Annotated in this window: 16 protein-coding genes; 12 read left to right on the top strand and 4 right to left on the bottom strand. The window is 33.2% G+C overall.

Annotation, left to right across the window (positions count from 1 at the left end; translation table 11 throughout):
- Positions 1 to 22 precede the first annotated feature (22 nt).
- The 5 genes from ACHRV5_RS03475 to ACHRV5_RS03455 all read left to right on the top strand — a co-directional run bounded on the left by ACHRV5_RS03475 (position 23) and on the right by ACHRV5_RS03455 (position 4814).
- Entirely contained in the window at positions 23 to 820 is a 798-nt protein-coding gene (locus tag ACHRV5_RS03475) for a hypothetical protein (RefSeq protein WP_395425784.1), read from the top strand.
- A gap of 733 nt (positions 821 to 1553) precedes the next feature.
- Entirely contained in the window at positions 1554 to 2303 is a 750-nt protein-coding gene (locus ACHRV5_RS03470) for a DUF1223 domain-containing protein (RefSeq protein WP_395425783.1), read from the top strand.
- 103 nt (positions 2304 to 2406) lie between these two features.
- Entirely contained in the window at positions 2407 to 2829 is a 423-nt protein-coding gene (locus ACHRV5_RS03465; RefSeq protein ID WP_395425782.1) for a DUF1801 domain-containing protein, read from the top strand.
- 269 nt (positions 2830 to 3098) lie between these two features.
- Complete coding sequence (locus ACHRV5_RS03460) at positions 3099 to 4151, top strand: META domain-containing protein (protein WP_395425781.1); 1053 nt, start codon at positions 3099 to 3101, stop codon at positions 4149 to 4151.
- A gap of 183 nt (positions 4152 to 4334) precedes the next feature.
- Positions 4335 to 4814, top strand: a complete 480-nt coding sequence (locus ACHRV5_RS03455; protein WP_395425780.1) for a DUF1203 domain-containing protein — start codon at positions 4335 to 4337, stop codon at positions 4812 to 4814.
- A 74-nt stretch (positions 4815 to 4888) separates the two neighbouring features.
- Here the strand turns inward: ACHRV5_RS03455 and ACHRV5_RS03450 are convergent, their stop codons facing one another.
- Positions 4889 to 6496 (bottom strand): class I SAM-dependent methyltransferase, encoded by a 1608-nt coding sequence (locus ACHRV5_RS03450; RefSeq protein ID WP_395425779.1) that lies wholly within the window; start codon positions 6494 to 6496, stop codon positions 4889 to 4891.
- A gap of 456 nt (positions 6497 to 6952) precedes the next feature.
- Between ACHRV5_RS03450 and ACHRV5_RS03445 the strand changes: the two genes are divergently transcribed.
- The 6 genes from ACHRV5_RS03445 to ACHRV5_RS03420 all read left to right on the top strand — a co-directional run bounded on the left by ACHRV5_RS03445 (position 6953) and on the right by ACHRV5_RS03420 (position 14494).
- Entirely contained in the window at positions 6953 to 7918 is a 966-nt protein-coding gene (locus ACHRV5_RS03445) for a YheT family hydrolase (RefSeq protein ID WP_047778110.1), read from the top strand.
- A gap of 375 nt (positions 7919 to 8293) precedes the next feature.
- Positions 8294 to 9841, top strand: a complete 1548-nt coding sequence (locus ACHRV5_RS03440) for an alkaline phosphatase family protein (protein WP_395425778.1) — start codon at positions 8294 to 8296, stop codon at positions 9839 to 9841.
- 399 nt (positions 9842 to 10240) lie between these two features.
- Positions 10241 to 10699 carry an RNA methyltransferase gene (locus ACHRV5_RS03435; RefSeq protein WP_047778108.1) on the top strand — a complete coding sequence of 153 codons (459 nt, stop codon included), beginning with the start codon at positions 10241 to 10243 and terminating at the stop codon, positions 10697 to 10699.
- Between the two features lies 1 nt (position 10700).
- Entirely contained in the window at positions 10701 to 12395 is a 1695-nt protein-coding gene (locus ACHRV5_RS03430) for a S8 family serine peptidase (RefSeq protein ID WP_395425777.1), read from the top strand.
- Positions 12396 to 12710: 315 nt separating this feature from the next.
- Positions 12711 to 13508, top strand: coding sequence for an esterase/lipase family protein (locus ACHRV5_RS03425; RefSeq protein ID WP_395425776.1), 798 nt, complete (start codon positions 12711 to 12713; stop codon positions 13506 to 13508).
- An 11-nt stretch (positions 13509 to 13519) separates the two neighbouring features.
- Complete coding sequence (locus ACHRV5_RS03420; protein ID WP_395425775.1) at positions 13520 to 14494, top strand: hypothetical protein; 975 nt, start codon at positions 13520 to 13522, stop codon at positions 14492 to 14494.
- Between the two features lie 170 nt (positions 14495 to 14664).
- Here the strand turns inward: ACHRV5_RS03420 and ACHRV5_RS03415 are convergent, their stop codons facing one another.
- Both ACHRV5_RS03415 and ACHRV5_RS03410 read right to left on the bottom strand, forming a co-directional pair.
- Positions 14665 to 15996 (bottom strand): S41 family peptidase, encoded by a 1332-nt coding sequence (locus ACHRV5_RS03415; protein WP_395425774.1) that lies wholly within the window; start codon positions 15994 to 15996, stop codon positions 14665 to 14667.
- A gap of 1 nt (position 15997) precedes the next feature.
- The gene (locus tag ACHRV5_RS03410; RefSeq protein WP_395425773.1) at positions 15998 to 16438 is read right to left on the bottom strand and encodes a MarR family winged helix-turn-helix transcriptional regulator; all 441 of its coding nucleotides are present in this window, start codon (positions 16436 to 16438) and stop codon (positions 15998 to 16000) included.
- Between the two features lie 455 nt (positions 16439 to 16893).
- On the opposite strand from ACHRV5_RS03410, the gene ACHRV5_RS03405 reads away from it, so the two are divergent.
- The gene (locus tag ACHRV5_RS03405; protein WP_395425772.1) at positions 16894 to 18372 is read left to right on the top strand and encodes a serine hydrolase; all 1479 of its coding nucleotides are present in this window, start codon (positions 16894 to 16896) and stop codon (positions 18370 to 18372) included.
- A gap of 1053 nt (positions 18373 to 19425) precedes the next feature.
- Here the strand turns inward: ACHRV5_RS03405 and ACHRV5_RS03400 are convergent.
- A complete protein-coding gene (locus ACHRV5_RS03400; protein WP_395425771.1) occupies positions 19426 to 19950 on the bottom strand; it encodes an STM3941 family protein in 525 nt (174 codons plus the stop codon).
- Between the last annotated feature and the right edge of the window lie 78 nt (positions 19951 to 20028).

Below are 20028 nucleotides of genomic sequence, written 5' to 3'. Positions count from 1 at the left end.
TTTAATAATAAACAGAGACGCAATGCAACAAATCAATCAGATTACTACTAGAGAAAATTGGCATAGAGAGATAAGTAAGATTGCTTCTTATGAAGGAAGTGTTTCTGAAGTTTCTACAATAGATTGTATGATAATAAACGCTTCAGATCTTTCTTATTTTTATGAGTTAACAGCTGGAAATACAATAGCAGAATACACTGTGTTAATCGGTTTGTACAATATACTGCTTCAACATTATTTTGAGGATTGTAACAGGATAGCGGCAAATATAGACTTGGATTTTAAGACGGTATCGGTAGGTTACGAATTTGACAGTATTGCTCAAAAATCAATAAAAGAATTTCTCCAGGAAGTCAGAGAAGAAGTGCAGACGGTTTATAAATGTATTAGCTATTCCGAAGATGATTCCTTTTTTGCTGCTGATGTACGTAATATCCCTTTTCATTTTAATTATGGAGCAGAGGAGACAGAAGGGGATTTAAATTATGGATTCTCATTTCAAATAGAAAAGCTGGAGAATAAAGATTATGAAATTTTAGTTAGTCATTCTCCAAAATTTATAGACAGCGCCATTGTTTCTGATTTTTTAATGAATTTTAAAAATTGGTTGAAAAATTTAAAAGAGAACATTGATACTCCGATTTCTAAAATTCCACTGCTTTCAGACAGAGAAAGAAAGTGGCTTACTTATAATTTTAATGCAGTGAATTTTAATAGTGAAATTGCTGGTTCTTTAGGCGAGACCATTGTTGAAAGAAAAATTAATATGATTCCAATGGAGATTGATGTTATTCATACACAAACTAGTTTCTTGTTTTGATTTTTCTTTTTGAGTAGTGTATTGCCAAAAATAATGCAATAAAAAGTTGGACACGAATTACACGAATTTTCACGAATTAGTTGTTGAGATTCTTGGTTGGAATTTTACACTGATTAAAGGATTAAAAGGATTTAAGCTATTTTGCAATTCGCAAATAACTTAGTGAAAATTCGTGTAATTCGGGATCAAGACATATTGTTTTGGAGGAACAAATATCTTGTAGTTCTGTAATTTCGAATCAAGTTAAAAAGTTGTGAAATAATTTTTAGAAATTTCTTTTATTAGAAGTAGCAGATTATATACTTTTTGACCAGAGCTTTTTAAGTACCTAATTTTCTAACTTCTCGCTTTGACGATCTCGCAAAGACGCCAAGCCGCTAAGTTTTTTTCCTATTTTTAAGCTCCACCTTTCTGTTTTCTACTTTCTCGCTTTGGATTTCTAAAAATAGTATAGGGTCTCAAAGTTTTTCTGTTTTTTCATTAAAACTTTGCGATTTTGCGACTCTGCGAGATTTTTACTTCCCCACAACTTTCGAACTTGATCCGTAATTCGTGGCAAAAAAAAGACTAAACCTGTATTATTACTATGTGTAATAGCATTTTACTAAGTAGCAAGTTAATTGCTTATATTCGTGTTGAATAAAAGAAGTGTGAAATATTTAGTATTAATGCAATCTGGCTGACAATTAGATTTTCATACTATAAGTACATTTGACTTATAAAATTGTACGTTATGAAAAAGATTTTTTATTTGTTTTCAGCGATTGCACTATTGATTTCGATGGGATTTTCTACGTTTAAAGAAAAAAAGGTAGAGGAGTCTAAGTCATTTGTTGTCTTAGAATTGTTTACCTCCCAGGGCTGCAGTAGCTGTCCGTCCGCCGACAGATTAATGGGGAAATATGCTGTGGCAAACAATCCCGATATGATGCTGTTGTCATTTCATGTAGATTATTGGAACTATATTGGATGGAAAGATCCGTTTAGCAAAAAAGAATTTTCAGAAAGACAAAGACAATACGCAGCAACATTAAATTCCTCAGTTTATACGCCGCAGTTGATCATCAACGGAAGTGAATCGGTTGTAGGTAGTCAGGAGAGTAGTATCACAAGGCTAATTAAAGAAGCACGACAACAGAAACCTTTGGCTGAATTAAATATTACAGCCGAAAAAAATCTTGCTAATATACAGGTGCAATACCATTGTAAAGTACTTTCGACGAAAGATAAAATTTGTTTTGCTTTGGTAAAAAAAGAGGAGTCCACTGCAATAAAAAGAGGAGAGAATTCAGGTCTGACACTCACCAATTATAATATAGTAACTGATTTTAAAACCGTTCCTTCTGATTCGAAATCAGGTAGCATAAATTTTGTTTTGAATGGCAATGCAGCTGCTTCCGAATATCAGATTATTGCGTTTGTTCAGGATGTGAAATCATTGAAGATACTTATTGCTGCAAAAACAGAAATTATAACCCAATAGTTTGGAGAGCAGGTATTAAATAATTTACAAGCTGATCCCACGTTTTGCAGATCGTATTAACTTGGAAGGAATATTATAGGAAACAACTAATGGTATATTTTATATGAACGTAGAAGAGCAAATCAAAGAATATATTGCGAGTCTGCCGGAACCAAAACGTAGTGAAATAGAAGAGTTACACCGGGCCACACTGGAGGTATTACCGGGATGTCAACTATGGTTTTTTGATGGTAAAAACAATGAGAATAAAGTTGTAGCTAACCCTAATATCGGATATGGATTTTTCGTGATGGAATATGCTGATGGAAAAACCAAAGAGTGGTTTCAAATTGGGATCAGCGCAAATAAAACCGGAATTTCTGTATACATTTTAGGCATTAAAGACAAAACCTATCTGGCAAAAAACTTTGGAGAAAAACTAGGCAAAGCAAGTGTGACAGGGTACTGCATTAAGTTCAAAACGCTAAAAGATATCGATCTTGCTATTCTTCAGTCGGCTATACGATACGGAAGCCAGAACAGTTGATTTTGGTGCGTCATTGGTGTCATCATTGTCAACTGTTTTTGGGTTGACGGCAAGCGAAAAATTTATTTTGCCCTGTATTCTGATAGTCAATCAATAAACGGGTTTGTTTACTTTTTATGAAAATTTTTTTAAGCTTATTTTTTGTAATGGCACGATTAATGCAAAGAAGCCAACGATATGCTTTTTTAAAGCAGATCGAGTTTAATCCCAATTGTAGGTATCAGCAATACTTCTGCACCTATAATGGAATATTTTATAATCAAATACTTATGAGTATTACAAAATTTGAAACGATGAAAAGATTTAAGAAGATGTACGTTTTTATGATGCTATTGCTAGTGTCAGCATTTACCTATGGACAGGAAACAATCAAGATGACTGTCAAAGAAAACAAAGTGCCTTGTCAGGGTGTAGCTCCGATGGAATGTCTAGAAGTGAAATATGATAATGGAAAGGATTGGGAGCTTTTTTATGATCATATCGAAGGCTTTAATTTCGAAAAGGGTAACCGATACGAAATTATAGTAATCAGAACAAAAAGACAAGGAATTGTGCCGGCAGATGCTTCTTCTTATCTTTATAAATTAAAAAGTATTGTTTCCAAAAAACCGGTAACAAGGTCTAATGGGATTTATAATACCAAGATGATATTAACGCGTTTGAATGGTAAAACAATCAATACAAAGAGTGTATATATGACCATTGATCCAACTACCGAGACGATTAGCGGGAAAAGTGGATGCAATAACTTTAATGCAAAATACAAAAAACTGAATTCTAAAAACGGGATTCAAATTAGTGCAGGGGCAGGAACTTTAATGGCTTGTAATGATGCTGCAATGAAAGTAGAGAGAGACTTTCTTGACGCTATAAAAGATAAAAAATACAAAATCGTTAAGAAGAAAAATGTTGTTCAGTTTAAGAACTCAAAAAATAAAACAATAATGGAATTTTCTATTCCTACTCAAAATGATCTTTGGAGTTATATTGGTAAAAATGACTGGAAACTAATTAGCCTTGAAAATGTTGGGCAAGATTATGGAAGAGCTTCAATTAAATTTAATATTGCCGAAAAGAAAGTAAATGGAAATAGCGGTTGTAATAATTTTTTCGGAAGTTATACTGCTAGCGGTGATAACTCTATTCAGTTTAGCAATATTGCATCTACCAGAATGGCTTGCCTAAATGAAGAAGCGAATAAAACAGAACAAAAAATACTGTCTTTTTTAAATGACAAAAAATTACGTTTTGACGTAGCTGATCAAACACTTAATTTCTATCTTGATAACAAGTTAGTAATGATGTTTGGAGTAGCGAAGTAAATAGATTCCAACCTAGAAATAACAATAAAACCCGGCAATTGTCGGGTTTTGTTGTTTATACTGGTGAAGTGTCAATGTATTCTTCGATGCGACAAGATTGTTAGTTTAGGAATTAGCAACTTTCGGATTTTGTGAGCAATAAAAGCAAACTAAATTTGGAGTAAACTTGTAAATTGAAACAAAATGAAAAATTTTAAAATTATACCTCTAACGACAGAATACACTAATAAAATCAGGCAAACTTATAAAGATGATTTTGGTAACCAAGTATATGAAGAAGTAGCAACCGGCAAAGGTCCTTGTCGAATTTCATTACAACCATTTGATGTCGGGAATGATACAAGATTGGTTTTGAAACACAGTCCGTTTCAGATTAGTAATATTTTCAATCAACCCGGTCCCATATTTATTCAAAAAGAGGAAGTAGAGCCGTACGCCGATATTTATAATTTTCCTCCCGCAATAAAAGCAGATAAAGAAAATTTCCCATTGACATTAATAGGTTACAACAAAGGGCAAAAAATGATATACGCGAAGCTGGTTGGTAATGCCGATATAGACGATTTAATTGTCGAAATTTTTGAAAGTAAAAAGGAAATTGAGTTTCTTCACGCCAGAAATTCAGAAGCTTGTTGTTTTATTTGTAAAATTGAACGATTATAAAATTAGTTGTAGTTACAAACGATAATAGTATCGAAATGCCCCTAACACAAGCTTCTATTGTCTGATCAATAGTATCAGTTTCCCTTTAGTAAATTGATGCTTACTGTAGCGATATCAGCATCCGGAAAACGGCTAAAAATGGATTGATCCGGAAATAATCCTGCTTCAGCGGCAACGGCATTGAAGATATCGATTTCAACAATGTATTGGTCGGAAAAACCATGAGTAGCATCATAAGCTGTTGCGGGCGTTTTTCCTAAATTTTGAGCGGTAAGTTTTGGACCTATGGTATGCAATTCAATCAAAAGCAGACCAAATTTACGAACGTAAGGCGACCATTTCTGTAAATGTTCTAACAGATTATCTTCTATGTGGTTGTTGCTGATTCTTTTTCCATGATAAGCAAAAGCACCGGTAGATTTACTGATTCTGTCTGATTTAATGCGTTTCGGCTCTTCCCAAATTCGATTGTGATCCAAGAAAGTCCTCACGTTTAGCAATTCTTTCAGGTCGATATTGTAATGTTCTTTCAAGTCTTCGGCTAGCAAATCGGGGCGTCCAATGTCTCCCCAAATGACCTTAGCCCAAATATCTGCTTTGATAAGATTGGCTCTTGTCACTTTCAGGGCCGCTTGGTTATAATCGGCACCAACGAGAAACAACGGATACTCATCAAGCATTTTTCCTCTCAAAGTTTGTCTGTCAATGACTTCAAAAATATGCTGTAAAAATGCACCATTACCACAGCCCATATCCAGTATTCCTTTAGGTTGTTCTTCAATTGGCAGGTTAAAAAGCTTAACCAGAATCTCGTCTACAACTTTAAAATAGGTATCGTGAGCACCGCCGCTTCCCCATACATTCATTTCACGGTCAACATGTATTTCATTTTCACCCTCTGTTACCATTCTTAATACGGTCGCGTCGCCAAAAATCAATTCTTCAATTTTCGCAAAGGTTGGCAGATAAGAAACGGTAACCCCATAGGCACTGGCTCTTTTAGCATAAAACAAACCCACTTCGGTAAATTGATAATTGCCATTTTTCTCCAGGAACCATCCAAGATGGACAAAAAAGTCTAATATTTTTTTAAATTTTTCAGGAGATTTATGAAATTCCTCCGGCTTGAAGGAAGTCTCCATAAAATATTTATGAAACATGCCGCTCATTGCCAAACGGACTATGGTTGGCCCAATCAGATAGCCTTCAATGTGTTTTAAGATTTGGTCTTGAATACTGTTTACAAGCGAATCTTCGCCCTGTTCAATTCCATAGTTTTGTTTGTATTTTTCAAAAATAACATTAAGTTTTTCAAACGGTTCATCCTCAAAGACACGCGGATGAAACTGAATCGAAAATTTTAGTAAATCAACCACATCTTCATACAGGTTAAACATCGAAAAGGCTGTTTCTGTCTTTTCATTTGTCAGGATCGTAATTTCCTGAGTGCTATTATTCACTTCATAATCTAAAAAACCTTGGGATGCCAAAATCCTCAAACCAACATTCAGGTAGCCTTCATTTGCTTTAAAAACAGTTGTAAGCTGTGCTAATTGTAGTTGCTTTTTGTCCAGAATAAAATCTAAAACTCCATTGTTTTTCAATGCTATTGCAACAGGGGCAACAGCCAGGCCGTCAAGATGTCTGAATATAGAACTACGGAGTTGTGATTTATCGGTCATAGTAAATGAATGAAGGTTTACTCAAAAATAGTGATTTTTTTGACTGAGGACATGGATTGTCACAATTGATCCGACCAATTTTTTGTTTTTATTAAATTATAAAGTTGGATGTTTTGTTATGTAATTCATCTCTAGGTAATTAAAGTGTATTGAGTTTAAAAACTATTTTATTGAATCTTCTATTTTGTGTTTTTTTGAATAGCCGTTGGTTTTAAGCAACGGATTTAAAAGATATCGATGCAAGGCTTTAGCTAAAATTTTACGGTTAAGGTTTTGGTTAAAGCCTATACAATCAATCATATCCGACCGTTGATTAAAACCGAGGGCTATTCAAATGCTAATTGATTAATTTTAATAGAAAATATTTGAGCGTGACCGAAATAAAAACGACAGTATTAAATGACATGTTGATTGATTTCTTAAATTTGTATCAAGCACCATAAAAACTTCTTTAGTATGCCAATTATTGAACAATCAGAATATAGTTTGCCTTTTATAATGTACCGTAACAGGCACATTTCTACTATTTATGCTGCTCTGTTTAAAAAATTTGATGTTCCGGGCTACACAAGAGAAAAACAGGAGTTAAACGACGGCGATTTCATTAATATTGATTTTATTCTAAAGGATTCTAAAAAAGCAGTGATTTTATGCCATGGTTTAGAAGGAGATTCGCGAAGAACGTACAATAATAGCTGTGCAGCTTATTTTCAGGAGAAAGATTTCTCCGTTTTCGCTTGGAACAATCGTACTTGCGGGGGTGAAATGAATAGGCTTCCGAGACTATATCATCATGGTGCTGTGGATGATCTTGATGAAGTAGTGCAGTTTGTTTTACGAAAAGGCTTTGAAGAGGTATATTTAATCGGATACTCAATGGGAGGGGTGCAGCTTCTGAATTATTTGGGTTGGATAAAAATGGATGAACGAATAAAAGCGGCAGTCTCCATTTCAGTTCCAACGCATATCGCAACTAGTGCAGCAGAACTCAAAAAAGGATTTAACAGAGTTTACTTAAAGAATTTTACAATCGATATTAAACGAAAGCTAAAGCACAAAGCAGCACAATTTCCGGATTTTATAAACCGCGATCAGATCGATAAAATTTCTTCTTTTGACGAAGTTGATCATTATTTTACAGCACCTCTGCATGGTTTTGCAAGTCGGGATGATTATTATCAGCGTGTTTCTCCGGAATTTTCGCTTAAAAATATTACCACTCCGGTGCTCATTATTAATTCGCTTGACGATCCTTTTTTAGGAGAAAGATGTTATCCGAGAACAATAGCGGGTGACAGTGCTTATGTGTATCTGGAGACCCCAAAATATGGCGGACATTGCGCTTTTCCACTGCGCAATTCGATGTATTCCTATGCAGAAAAAAGAGCGTATGAGTTTTTTGAATCCTGTAAAGCTTCATAGTTTCTTAAAGCTGGGATCAAGTCCAAAGGTTGTGGGTGCGTAATAATCTCGCAAAGTCGCGAAGTCGCAAAGTTTCTTTTCTTCTTTTCTTCTTTTTTATTTTTAATTCTTTGCTACTGAAAATTGCCTCTAGCAATGAGCAAAAACAAATAAAACTTGGCGACTTCGTGACTTTGCGAGAGCCATTCCCAATCTCAAAGAAAGAATTTTCATAAAAACCTAAAACTGTTGGACTGGATTCTGAATAGGAGCACAGTATTTATTGGTTTTTTTAACAGTTGTAAAACACGCTTCATAAACACGTAAAACTACGTGTACAACTTTGATTTTAATTATTTTAATTTACAGTTAAGTTGTAATGTAAAACAGTTAAAAATGGAAAACGAAAACCAATTTGACGGTCTGGATACTTTTGACCACATTGTAGTTCTAATGCTCGAGAATCGTTCTTTCGATAATCTTTTAGGCTTCCTCTATGAAAATGATGAAGTACCAGCGAATAAGTCGTTTGAAGGGCTTTACAACCCCGCAGTTGACTATGCGAACCCTATTCCTCCAAGAGTTATCAATAACTCAGGAGAGACGAGTATTTCCCCTTCACGCGCTATGAACTATTCGGTGCCTTATCCCGATCCGGGTGAGGAATATCCGCATGTAAATACACAACTTTTTAATACGATTGACCCGCTTTGCAATGTTGGTTTGCCGGAGTATAAAATGACACCACCTTACAACCTGCCTACTCCTGTACCCACACCCGGGGGGATGATCGGATTTGTTAACGATTATGAAAGTAATCTTAGAGCTACTTATGGTATTGATGACCCAAGTTACGAACAGTATGAGGTAATCATGCAGTGTTTTCAGCCGGATCAGATTCCGGCAATGGCTACTTTGGCTAAGGAATTTGCAGTTTTTGATCATTGGTATTGTGCGGTGCCCAGTCAAACCTATTGCAATCGGGCGTTTTGGCACGCAGCCAGTTCGGGGGGCAAAGTGGTTAATCCGCTTGAGGAAGACGGAACCGGTTTTCCCGGTATTGATGGCGATTTCAGTGATATGGATTCGTGGATAAAAGAGGTTTGGCCTCTTCCCACCATTTTTGACCGCATGAATGACAAGGATGTTTCATGGAAAGTTTATTCGCCTATTGCGCCTCTGAGCCTCACCAATATTGTCAATGGATTTGGAGACGGAAAAGACAAAACACACGGACATCTTGATTTTTTCTTTGATTTGAAATTTGGAAGTCTTCCGCAATATTCGTTCGTGGAGCCTCAATTTCTTGACAAACACAATGATCAACATCCGTCTGCAGTGAATCACAAATTAGCTACGGGAACTGTAAAATTAGGTGATGAATTGATTCGCGAAGTGTACAATGCCATGAAAAATAGTCCGAAGCGAGATAAAATACTTTTTATCATCACTCATGATGAACATGGTGGCTGTTTTGACCATGTATATCCGCCTGCAACAGTACCACCTGTTCCCGGTATGAAAGGGCAGTGTGATTTCACTTTTGATCGTCTGGGCATTCGAGTTCCTATGATAATGGTATCCTCGTATATCCAACCAAATACGATTATCAACGGACAGTTTGAGCACACCTCATTCATAAAAACCGCTTGTCAGAAATGGGGATTGGATGCGTTAACCGACAGAGATAAAGATCCTAGTGTTTTGCCATTTACAGAGGTTTTTTCGAATCAAAAAAGAACAGATTGGCCCGATATTCCATCTCACATAAGTCTGGAAGAATTACTTCCTGAGCCCGATACAAGCAAAGATCCGTTAAACGGTTTACAAAAAGCAATGTTAACGAGTCTGCTGCACATTGAAAAAGTTAGAGCACTCGGCAATACTCAAAAAGAAGATATACAAACTATTGGTGATATGATGGAGTTTATTAAAAGGTTTTGATGGTGTAAGGTGGGATAGAGTGATTTTGCTGTTATTTTATGAGGTTACTTTCCAATGCAATAAGTGATTTTCCTTTGTTTATTGAGAATTCAAAAGGGAGGAGGTCTACTAAGAAAATGTGTAAATTTTAGATTTGAAACTTTTTATCTAGACTAACCTATTTAGCAATTATTCATTTTACCTTTACATTTTGCAAATCATAATTGACCTGTAATCGCATAAAGGGCAATAGCTTCAAAGAGAGTTTTTAAACAAAAAGCGGCATCATTAACTTTTATAGGGCTTATTTTTCTAAATAGGTATCTCCTAAAATTGCAGTACTAAATAACCAATCCCAGACTTTCGTTTCAACTTAATAAAAAATTGATTTATCTACTTACAGTTTGTATTTTTGCCCTTATGAATGATAACTTTATAAATGAATATTTTGGGATAGGGATACAAAATGGTAAAACTCCTGAAAATTTGGGTGTTTTGTGGCGATCTGCTCAAAACTTAGGTGCTACTTTTATATTTACCATCGGGAATCGATATGCCAAACAAGCCTGCGATACTCATGATGCGGTAAAAGCAATTCCTTATTTTCATTATGATACTTTTGAAGCTTTTTTTGAAAACCTGCCAAAAGGAGCGCGATTGGTTGGTGTTGAATTAGATGAAAATGCCTGCGATTTAGAAACCTTCGAACATCCAAGACGTTGTGTTTATTTATTAGGAGCTGAAGATCATGGCTTATCCAAAAAAGTAATGGATAAATGCCATTATTTAGTGAAATTTAAATCCGAAAAAAGTTTAAATGTGGCCGTGGCAGGAACTATTATTATGTACGACAGAAACTTGTCTAAACCGCGATCTTAAAATGAAATCACTTTATATCTTATCATTATTTATAGTAATCCTAATAGGATGTAAATCAACGAAGCATTCAAAAGTTACTACTCTAAAACCAGATACAGAAAAACAACTCGCTATTCCAGATCAAAAAACATGGTATAAAAAGGATTTTCAAAAGGATAATATACCTGGAATTTCTTTGGATAAATGGTATGCACAAAATAAAAAGAAGCCAAAAAATAATAACATTATTGTTGCAGTTATTGATACCCAAATTGATTTAAAACATGAAGATTTACAAGGTGTAATCTGGACAAATGCAAAAGAGATTCCAGATAATGGTATCGATGATGATAACAACGGGTATATAGACGATTGCAACGGCTGGAGTTTTACAGGTACCAAAAGTGGAGGTTACGTGGTATGGAACCGATATGAATATGTACGTATAGTCAATGAATGGGAAACATTATTTAAGGATAAAAAAGAAACCCAAATCGAAACTAAAGATTTGTACAAGTTTAAAGTATACCAAAGAGCGTTAAAAACATTTGAGGAAAAAAATAAGTATTATAAAAACTGGCACAAGTCTTTAATACATGGTGTAGCAATTTATCCCTTGGTAAAAGATACTTTAAAACATTTTTTTCCTAAAGAGGATTATACTTATCAGCAATTGGACAGCATGTATAATAAATACAAAATTAATAATAAAAAATACCGCCAGAGACGAGATGATAATGACAAAGATCTTGGCGCACTTGTGTTTTTTATGATGAGTAATCTTGAAGTTAATCAAAAAACTTTTGATGATGTAAAAGATCAAGAAGTTCAATTAGATTCTGTAGTTAATAAAAATTTAAATTTAGCATACAATGAACGACTTCCTATTGGGGACAATCCAACGGTTTTAGAAAAAGGATACGGTAATAATAAAATCAGCAATACTATAAAGGGTGTAAGAACTATTCAGGATCATAATACGATGGTATCCGGTATTATTGCAGCAAATAGGAGTAATGCTATTGGCATAAAAGGAATTGCTGATGTGAAAATTATGCCTTTAAACATTTCCCCATCCGGTGATGAACATGACAAAGATATTACCATGGCAATCCGGTATGCTGTTGATAATGGAGCTAGAATAATTAACATGTCTTTTGGCAAGGAGTTTTCTATGCATAAAGATTGGGTAATAGATGCTTTTAAATATGCCCAGGATCATAATGTTCTTCTTGTGCATAGTTCTGGGAATGATAGCCAAAATTTAGATAATTTCCTTAACTATCCAAATGACCTTAATAATGATGATACCGTGGAGATCTATGACAATTTTATTAATGTAGGTTCAACGACTCAACAATTAGGGGATAAATTTGTATCTGATTTTTCAAATTATGGTAAGCAGAATGTAGACTTATTTGCACCTGGAGATGAAATTTACACCACGGGAGCAGGAAACATCTATAAATTTGAATCAGGGACTTCATTTGCAGCCCCGATGGTTTGTGGAACCGCTGCATTGATTTGGTCCTATTACCCTAAACTTACTGTAAAAGAGGTTAAACAAATTATTTTAGATTCAGGTACGGCATATGATATAAATGTTATTGTTCCGGGAACAAACGACAAAAAAGCACCATTCTCTGAGCTATCAAAAACAGGAAAAGTTCTAAATGTGTATAACGCTATGGAATTAGCTAAAAAAGTAAGTAAATAAAGTAAATTTTGAATTAGATTTTTGAGCAAACTCTCGAGTTATTTAGCAGTAAATAAGAATTTTTAAAATAAAGAAAAGGGTATTTATACTTGTGCTGTATATGTAATTTATTTTTTACTTTTAAATATTTCCAAGCTATAAAATATATTCACTATAAATTCTCAGATAGTTGTTAAAACTCTATTGTTTTTATATTAATACTACAGGTTGAAAAACGCGTTTTTGAATATTTTTTTTAATTTTCAATACTTTTCTAAACTTATATGAAATGAATTGAAAATCAGTAGCTTTTACTAATAACTTTAAAATTAGAAAATGTCAAATCATACTATTAGTATTGGAATTCAAAAACACGGATTAAATTCGCAAGGTTTTTTCAGTTATAGTGAGCCTAAAAATCTAATTGTGTTTATTCATGGTTTTGGTGGCACTTCTATAGGAACATGGAATAATTTCCCAACTTATATTACATCAGAAGAAGAGTTTGCAAAATCTGATATTATTTTTTACGGATACGATACTTTTAAAGGGCAAGCCGGTGATCATTCCGGAGAACTTTTCAAATTTTTAAATCTTGTCGAAAATCCAGTAGCCAACCATATTTTGCCCATTGCACAAGGATTGCCTGAAAGAAACTATAGTGGGATTATTTTAGTGGCTCATTCTCTCGGAGCAATTTTGACAAGACAAGCTTTAATATTTGCGATCAATGAGAATAAGACATGGGCTGATAAAGTTACTTTAGCATTGTTTGCACCGGCTCATCATGGAGCAAACATTATTAACTTGGCAATGCAAGCTTTACCTGGTTTAACCGGATTACTTGGGATTTTTGCTAAACTAAGATATCCAATTCTTAATGATTTAGATAATACTGAGGAAGGTATTATACATTACATAAAGGAACGGACTCACGAATTTCAAAATCAAAATAAAGGCGATTGTACTAAAGCAAAATTAGTTGTCTATGCTAAGGGAGATAAAGTAGTCAGAAATATTCCTTATCTAAATGATATAGCTCCGATTGTTTTAGCAGAGACAAGTCATGTCTCTGTTTGTAAACCCAAAAGTGGTTTTATAGAACCATTGGACTTGCTTAAGTCTATCATCTAAACTAAGTATTTATGGAAAATACAGACAGAAATTACGATTCTTTAAAGGCCGAATTTTATGAAAAGAAGATGCCGTCGAAAGGATTTGAATTGATAAATCAGTTAATTCTAGAAAATAGAAAGATTGACTTATATGCTTTACTGGATGATCATAAAAAAAGAAGTTATTACGGACTTGAACTTCAACAACGATTTTGGACGGATGAGTTAATAGGGTATTATAACTTTTTATTAATTGCCGTATTCGCTGGATTTATACCTCGAAAATTCAATAATGACCTAAGACAAGAAATTAATAAAATAATGTCTTATGAAGCTGTAGTGGAGTACTACAGAATAAACTATCCTTATAAATTAGCTGGATATACTTGCGAATTTTCGTTAAATGAAATGGAATATAATGGAGAAACAAATGAGGAAAGTTTACGAATTTTTAATGAATATATCAGTTTAAACAGATTCTTAAAAAATGATGATGATGTTGACGTTTTTTTGGCAATGCTAGATTACGTTAGTTATGGTGAATACGATATTTCGGATGTTATTAAAAGTTTAAAATCATTCGAAAAATTAAGTCAAATAATTACATCAAAGGATAAATCCGCTTTAGCACAAGGAGTTTGGGGTTTTATTAAATATACCTCTTTTATAAGTCAGTTAAGGACACTAATGGAAAGCGCTGATGACTTTCCTATTCTTCAATCTGCCATTTGGTTGTATCATGAATATTATTTCAACCGATTACAAATGAAAATGAAGTCTTTCTTTGATATTGCGTTCTTTAATCTTGAAAGAACGATGAACAACGAATTGCTTTTTAAAGAAATGGTTGAAGGCCTATACAATCAAAATGTACCAGAAGATTTTAATTATAAAGAATTAATGGAATTTTCAATAAAAGAAATAAGTGACGCTAAAGATGACATTAGTTATATTTTAAATGAAAATTGGAGTTTAGCGATGGAAGACTATTTTAAAGAATCTTAAAGATTATTGTTTCGTTGTTCAATATTTGTTGCATGAAGTTATCGCAAATTTTAGACAATGCTATAGTGTTATCTTGTGCAATTTTTGATATAAATAATACTACTAACAATAAACGTCTTATAAAATTAAGGGGCTTATTATTAGTACTTATAGCATTAAGATCACCGGCATCATTCTTTGGAATACATTCGCTCATGTCCATCTTGATAAATCCTTTTAATTCCAGTGATGGAATTTTTTTCTAAAATTATTTTTATACGAAATTCATCTATCCCATTTACCAGAAACAAATTTTGTTCTAAAGGAGTAAGTAAAAAGCTAACCGTATTATTCCATTTATAATACAAATTGGAATTCTCATAGACCAGCTCACTTTTTCCATATTTTCCTTGATATGATTTTAGAATTTCGGGATCTATAATCGCTGGCTTTTGTCTGTTTTTAATAACCGGAATAATCCAATCAATAGAGTGTAATGAATCTTTATTTTTGGATGACAATTTTTGTAAGGCTAAAAGATGAGCTACATTCACAGCATCTTCACTTTTACATGGTACATCCGGAGTGACGCCGCGACCCTCAAAATCTGTTTTTGTAATAGGGTCTGTTACTTCTCCAAAAGGTATGTTTACAGAAAAGCCATTTGTTATTATTTTTCGATCAATCGGATGGGCGCCACCAGCTGTCTGCTCTCCAACAATAGTGACACGTTTTAGGTTTTGAAGAGAATAACTCATCCATTCAGCAGCGGAAAAAGTTACGCCACTTGTCAAAATATAAATGTCAATTTCATCTAATCGTTTGCCGGGAACAGAAGGTAACAACCACATTTCTCGATCTATTTTTTTTCTCCCACTTTCGTAATAATAATATTTATAGAGCGGTAAATCTTTATTGTAAAACAAATAACTGCTGATAAATTGCCCCATCTCCATTGCTCCACCATTATTTTTGCGTAGATCTATAATTAAGGCATCTGTGTTGCTTAAAAACTGTAACGCGGTTGTTGCGACTTCACTTGCTTCGACCGGATCGTGAAAATAGGTAAATTCCAGATAGCCCACATTACCTTCCAATATTCGTGTTTGTTGAAAACCAAAATTCTTTTTTTTCGCCTCTATAAGTTCTTGAGCTCTAATTTTTTTTCGCAAAAGATTATCTTTGCTTTTCAATTGATCATTTATCCATTGTGGATCGTAAATTACATTAAAATGCAAATCTTTGCTAATATCTACAATATCTGTTGTGAGCATAGAGGCAAATTCTTTCGGATTTGAACTTTTACTATACTTGCCTTTTTTATAGTTTTCACTCAACTTTGTTTTTATATTTTGTACCGCGTTGGGACGTATATAAAATTCTATAAGCTTTTTGTTTAGCGAGTCTAAAATATCTTTTTTTTCTAATTCAGTAAGATTGACTTCTGTTCTTGTCGCTATTGTTTTTTGCGAATAAAAAGATGTTGTTAGTACTAATAGCAATAAAGTGATGATACGTTTCATTTTAGCTGGTTTTACAATTGGAGATTATTTTATTGAGGATTTTGTCAAGGAATTCAATTTCATTAGTAGTTAATCCATTTAGAGCAGTTTCCCTATTATGTGTTATAACTGGTGATAATAGCTCTATGGTATTTTGTCCTTTTTCTGTTATTTTGAGATTAAATTTCCTTCTGTCAAATTCATTTATTTCCCTTTTTAGATAGTCTTTTTTCACCATTAATTCAATTATTCTTGTAATGGAGGCATTGTCTTTAAAAATAAGATTAGCGATTTCTTTTTGAGAATAATCAGAGTTTTTATTGAGGATTATTAGCACTAAACATTGATCAACAGTTATATCGGTTACAATTTTGCTGATGTTTTTTTGCGAAATTTTTCTGTATTCTTTTATGGCTTGTTCCAGCGAATAAAGTACTGTTCCTGTTGGGGTATTGTTTTTCATCTCTATTTTGTTTGATGCAAATATAATTGATATGTCAATTAAATAAACATAAATTTAAAATTTATTTTGTAATTGATTTTTGGGTAGTTAAAAAAGAAGCATTTTAAAGGAATATTTGGGTTGATTTTATGTTCTAAATTCCCTTTAATACACTGATGTCCAATGAAGTGTTTTTTAATTGTCAATGACTCTTCGCTACGAATGTCTATCATGACAGACGCCGTGTATGCCCTCGGCCAGTGTCTTAGCGTACATTAGTGCAAGAATTTCGCGTGACAAGATTAATCCATTTTGGTATGATTTGGAGAAGCCTTCTGCAAAACAACTGGGATATAAATCCGGAAAAACGATTGTAGTAATAATATTTTATTATTTTCGTTTAAAATCAATCAATCAATCAATCAATCAATCAATCAATCAATCAATCAATCAATCAATCAATCAATCAATCAAAAATGAAAAAACAAATATTTCTTTACTTTACAGCTTTACTTTTTACAAGTACTATTTCAGGACAAGAGATAAAAGATTTCTTTTCAACGCTTGCTAAAAATGATCTTTTTTATGGCAGTGTTTTAGTTTCCAAATCAGGAGAAAATACTTTTTCAAATTTTTATGGATATTCCAATATCGATAAGAAAGAAAAAATCAATGAAAAATCGCAATTTCCAATTGCTTCGGTATCAAAAACGTTTACTGCGGTAGCAATTCTGCAACTTAAACAAAAAGGTAAATTGAAGATTGATGATCCAGTACAAAAATATCTTCCGGATTTCCCTTATCCAAATGTCAGTATCAGGCATCTAATAAGCAATACTTCCGGATTGGGGCAAGAATATCATCTATTTGATAAGGCAATAAAAGAAAATCCGGAAAAAATTTTTTCTAATGAAGACATTATACCGGCATTAATCGAAAATAAAGTGCCACTTTCGTTTGCTCCAGGAGACAAATGGGAATATAATAATGTTAATTTCTGTCTTGCGGCATTAATAGTAGAAAAAATAGTCGGAATTAGTTTTGGAGATTATATGCTAAAAAATGTTTTCATTCCTGCTAAAATGAAAGATTCATTTCTTCCAAAAAATAGAAAGCTTAAAGAACCAAATCAAGTAGAATTGTACACTTATCCAAACTTTTATTCTACGAACGTAGTGAATGTTCAAACCTTAAAAGAAACTTTTTTAATCTATGAGAAAAGCAATTTTTATGGAGGTGGAAGTATTGTAAGTACCGCTCTGGATTTGCATAAGTACCAAAAAGCATTATTTAGCTACCAGCTTTTAGGCAAGAAAGAATTAGAAGAAGCACTGACGCCGACAAAGCTTAATAATGGAAAAATTGCTTCTTATCGTTTTGACGAAAAAGAGATAGCCTATGGTTTGGGATGGCAAATCTACACTACTGATACTAATGAAAAAATAGTTTTTCATGATGGACTCATTACTGGACTTACTTCAATTTTGATGCATAACATTACTAAAAACAACACGGTTATTTTGCTGTCTAATACAGCAAATCCGGTTTTCGTGACAGCCAATGAAGTTTTGAAATTAATAGATAAGAAGCCTTATAAAATGCCATTGCAGAATCTCTCGAGAGTCTACGGCAGTTTGCTTGAAAGTGGAAAAAAAGAAAAAGCAAATGAATTAATTGGAGAATATTTAAAAAATCCAGACACTTACGAAGCAACAGAGAGAGATTTTAATAGATTGGGATATCAATTTCTTAGACTTCAAAAAACAGACAATTCTTTGCTAACATTCGCTTCAGCGGCATTAATTTTTCCAAATAGCTCAAATATATATGATAGCTATGGGGAGGCATTGCTCCAATGCGGTAAAAAGGATGATGCGATTAAGATGTATCAAAAATCGGTTGAGTTAAATCCGGATAATGAAAATGGTAAAAAAGTATTAAAAGAATTACTGTAAGTAACGAATATAGAGGTTTATTGGTAATTAATTTTCAAGTACTTAATGCAGTAACAAATTCCCCACAAGCGTATTGTATACCTCGGTCTGAATGGAAAGTGAGTGGTGATTTGTCAATGATTGGTCTGTTGGTTTAAGCCCAAAGTCATTAAGCTAAGAAAATTTTTCACGCAGATTCTGCGGATTCTGCGGATTTTTCTATTTGATTCCGCTAAAATCTGCATGAGACTTTTTTCTCATAATTATTAACTTAATGACATTGGGTTTAAGTGATCTTAAAAATACTGGTATTGCTTGCTGTTACAGAGCAATACAGCGCCCCGATGCAGAAAATAATAATCTAGTGTTTGCTGCTATCGAGGTAGAAATAAGGTACAATTCAGAACAAATTATCTCCTCCTTTGCAGTTTTATAAATTTAAATTTAAGCCGTGCCTTATCTAAGAGAATACTGGTGGCTTTGCGCAAAATATTCCTTTCCATTTTAGGTAGGATCTCCAAATAAAGCGTACTCTTTTTTTGGCATAGGCTTTGTATTTTTTCTGATGCAATCAAACACACACTCACACACGATATGAAAAAAAATAAAACAAGAAGCAGGGAAATTACAAAGGATTATATGTCCAATAAGTCGATGCAGCGCAAAGAAAAGGCTATAAATGTAATGGTGTTTAGTATCATTTTTTTTATTGCTGTTTTACTACTAACTCAAATTGTATAGAGCGTATTTAAGCCTAAGTATATCAAAATGATAAAACCTTATCATTTTGATACTACTTTTAGATAACCATTAATTAGTATGCATTCTAATTGTTGTTATTAACGTCTTATGTTTTATTATTTAGAACATAATCGTAAAAGTCAGGAGACTTTTGAGGACCTAACGTTTTTATAACAGATAAAAAAATTGCGCAAAGTTAGAGATATTTGCGGAGCTTTTCATTAGAACTGTTCGGAGAGCGGGTATTTGTTATTAAATGGAATTTAGTATTTCTTTTTTATCAACACATCTGATACATTATCAAAATACTACTATTTAAAACATATAATCAGATTACCTGTTTTGATTGTAGCTTTCCAAAATCATTTGCTCTAAGTCTTCAAAAGAACATTGTAAGCCTACTGATGTTATTGTAATTGGTGTACCATAGGTTTTTAAGTTTTGTTTTAATAACAATTTCTTCATTTGATTTGCCTTTTGTATATAATCTTCTGGATTACTTACTTTAATCAACAAAAACTGCGTTGACATAACTCTACTCAAACTAATTTCAGTAATGTCTGACCATTTTATCAAACCTATTGAACTAGAATTACTATTATCTATTATTCCCTTTTCACTTATAATTAATCCTGGTTTGTTGTCAAACAATTTTTTTACTAACAATATAGAAGCTAATCCAAAAAAGGGAAGCCCCATAAATCCTATATTTTTAATTACTCTTTCATTAAAAAAGATAAATGAAATAAAGCGTTCGGGATATATAATAAACGCAGAACTAATAATAACAAACCCAATAGATGCTAGTAAAAGAAAAATTAACTTTCTTTTACTTAATTTAATTTCTTTTTGTTTCATATTTTTTATTTATAAGCTTCTTCAACTGTTGAAGTTCCTATTTAGGAACCACTCCATCCAATAAGCCACTCCGTTTAT

The sequence above is a fragment of the Flavobacterium sp. FlaQc-52 genome, assembly GCF_044007495.1.
Lineage (GTDB): Bacteria > Bacteroidota > Bacteroidia > Flavobacteriales > Flavobacteriaceae > Flavobacterium > Flavobacterium cupriresistens.
This window is presented reverse-complemented; position numbering and strand designations above follow the sequence as displayed.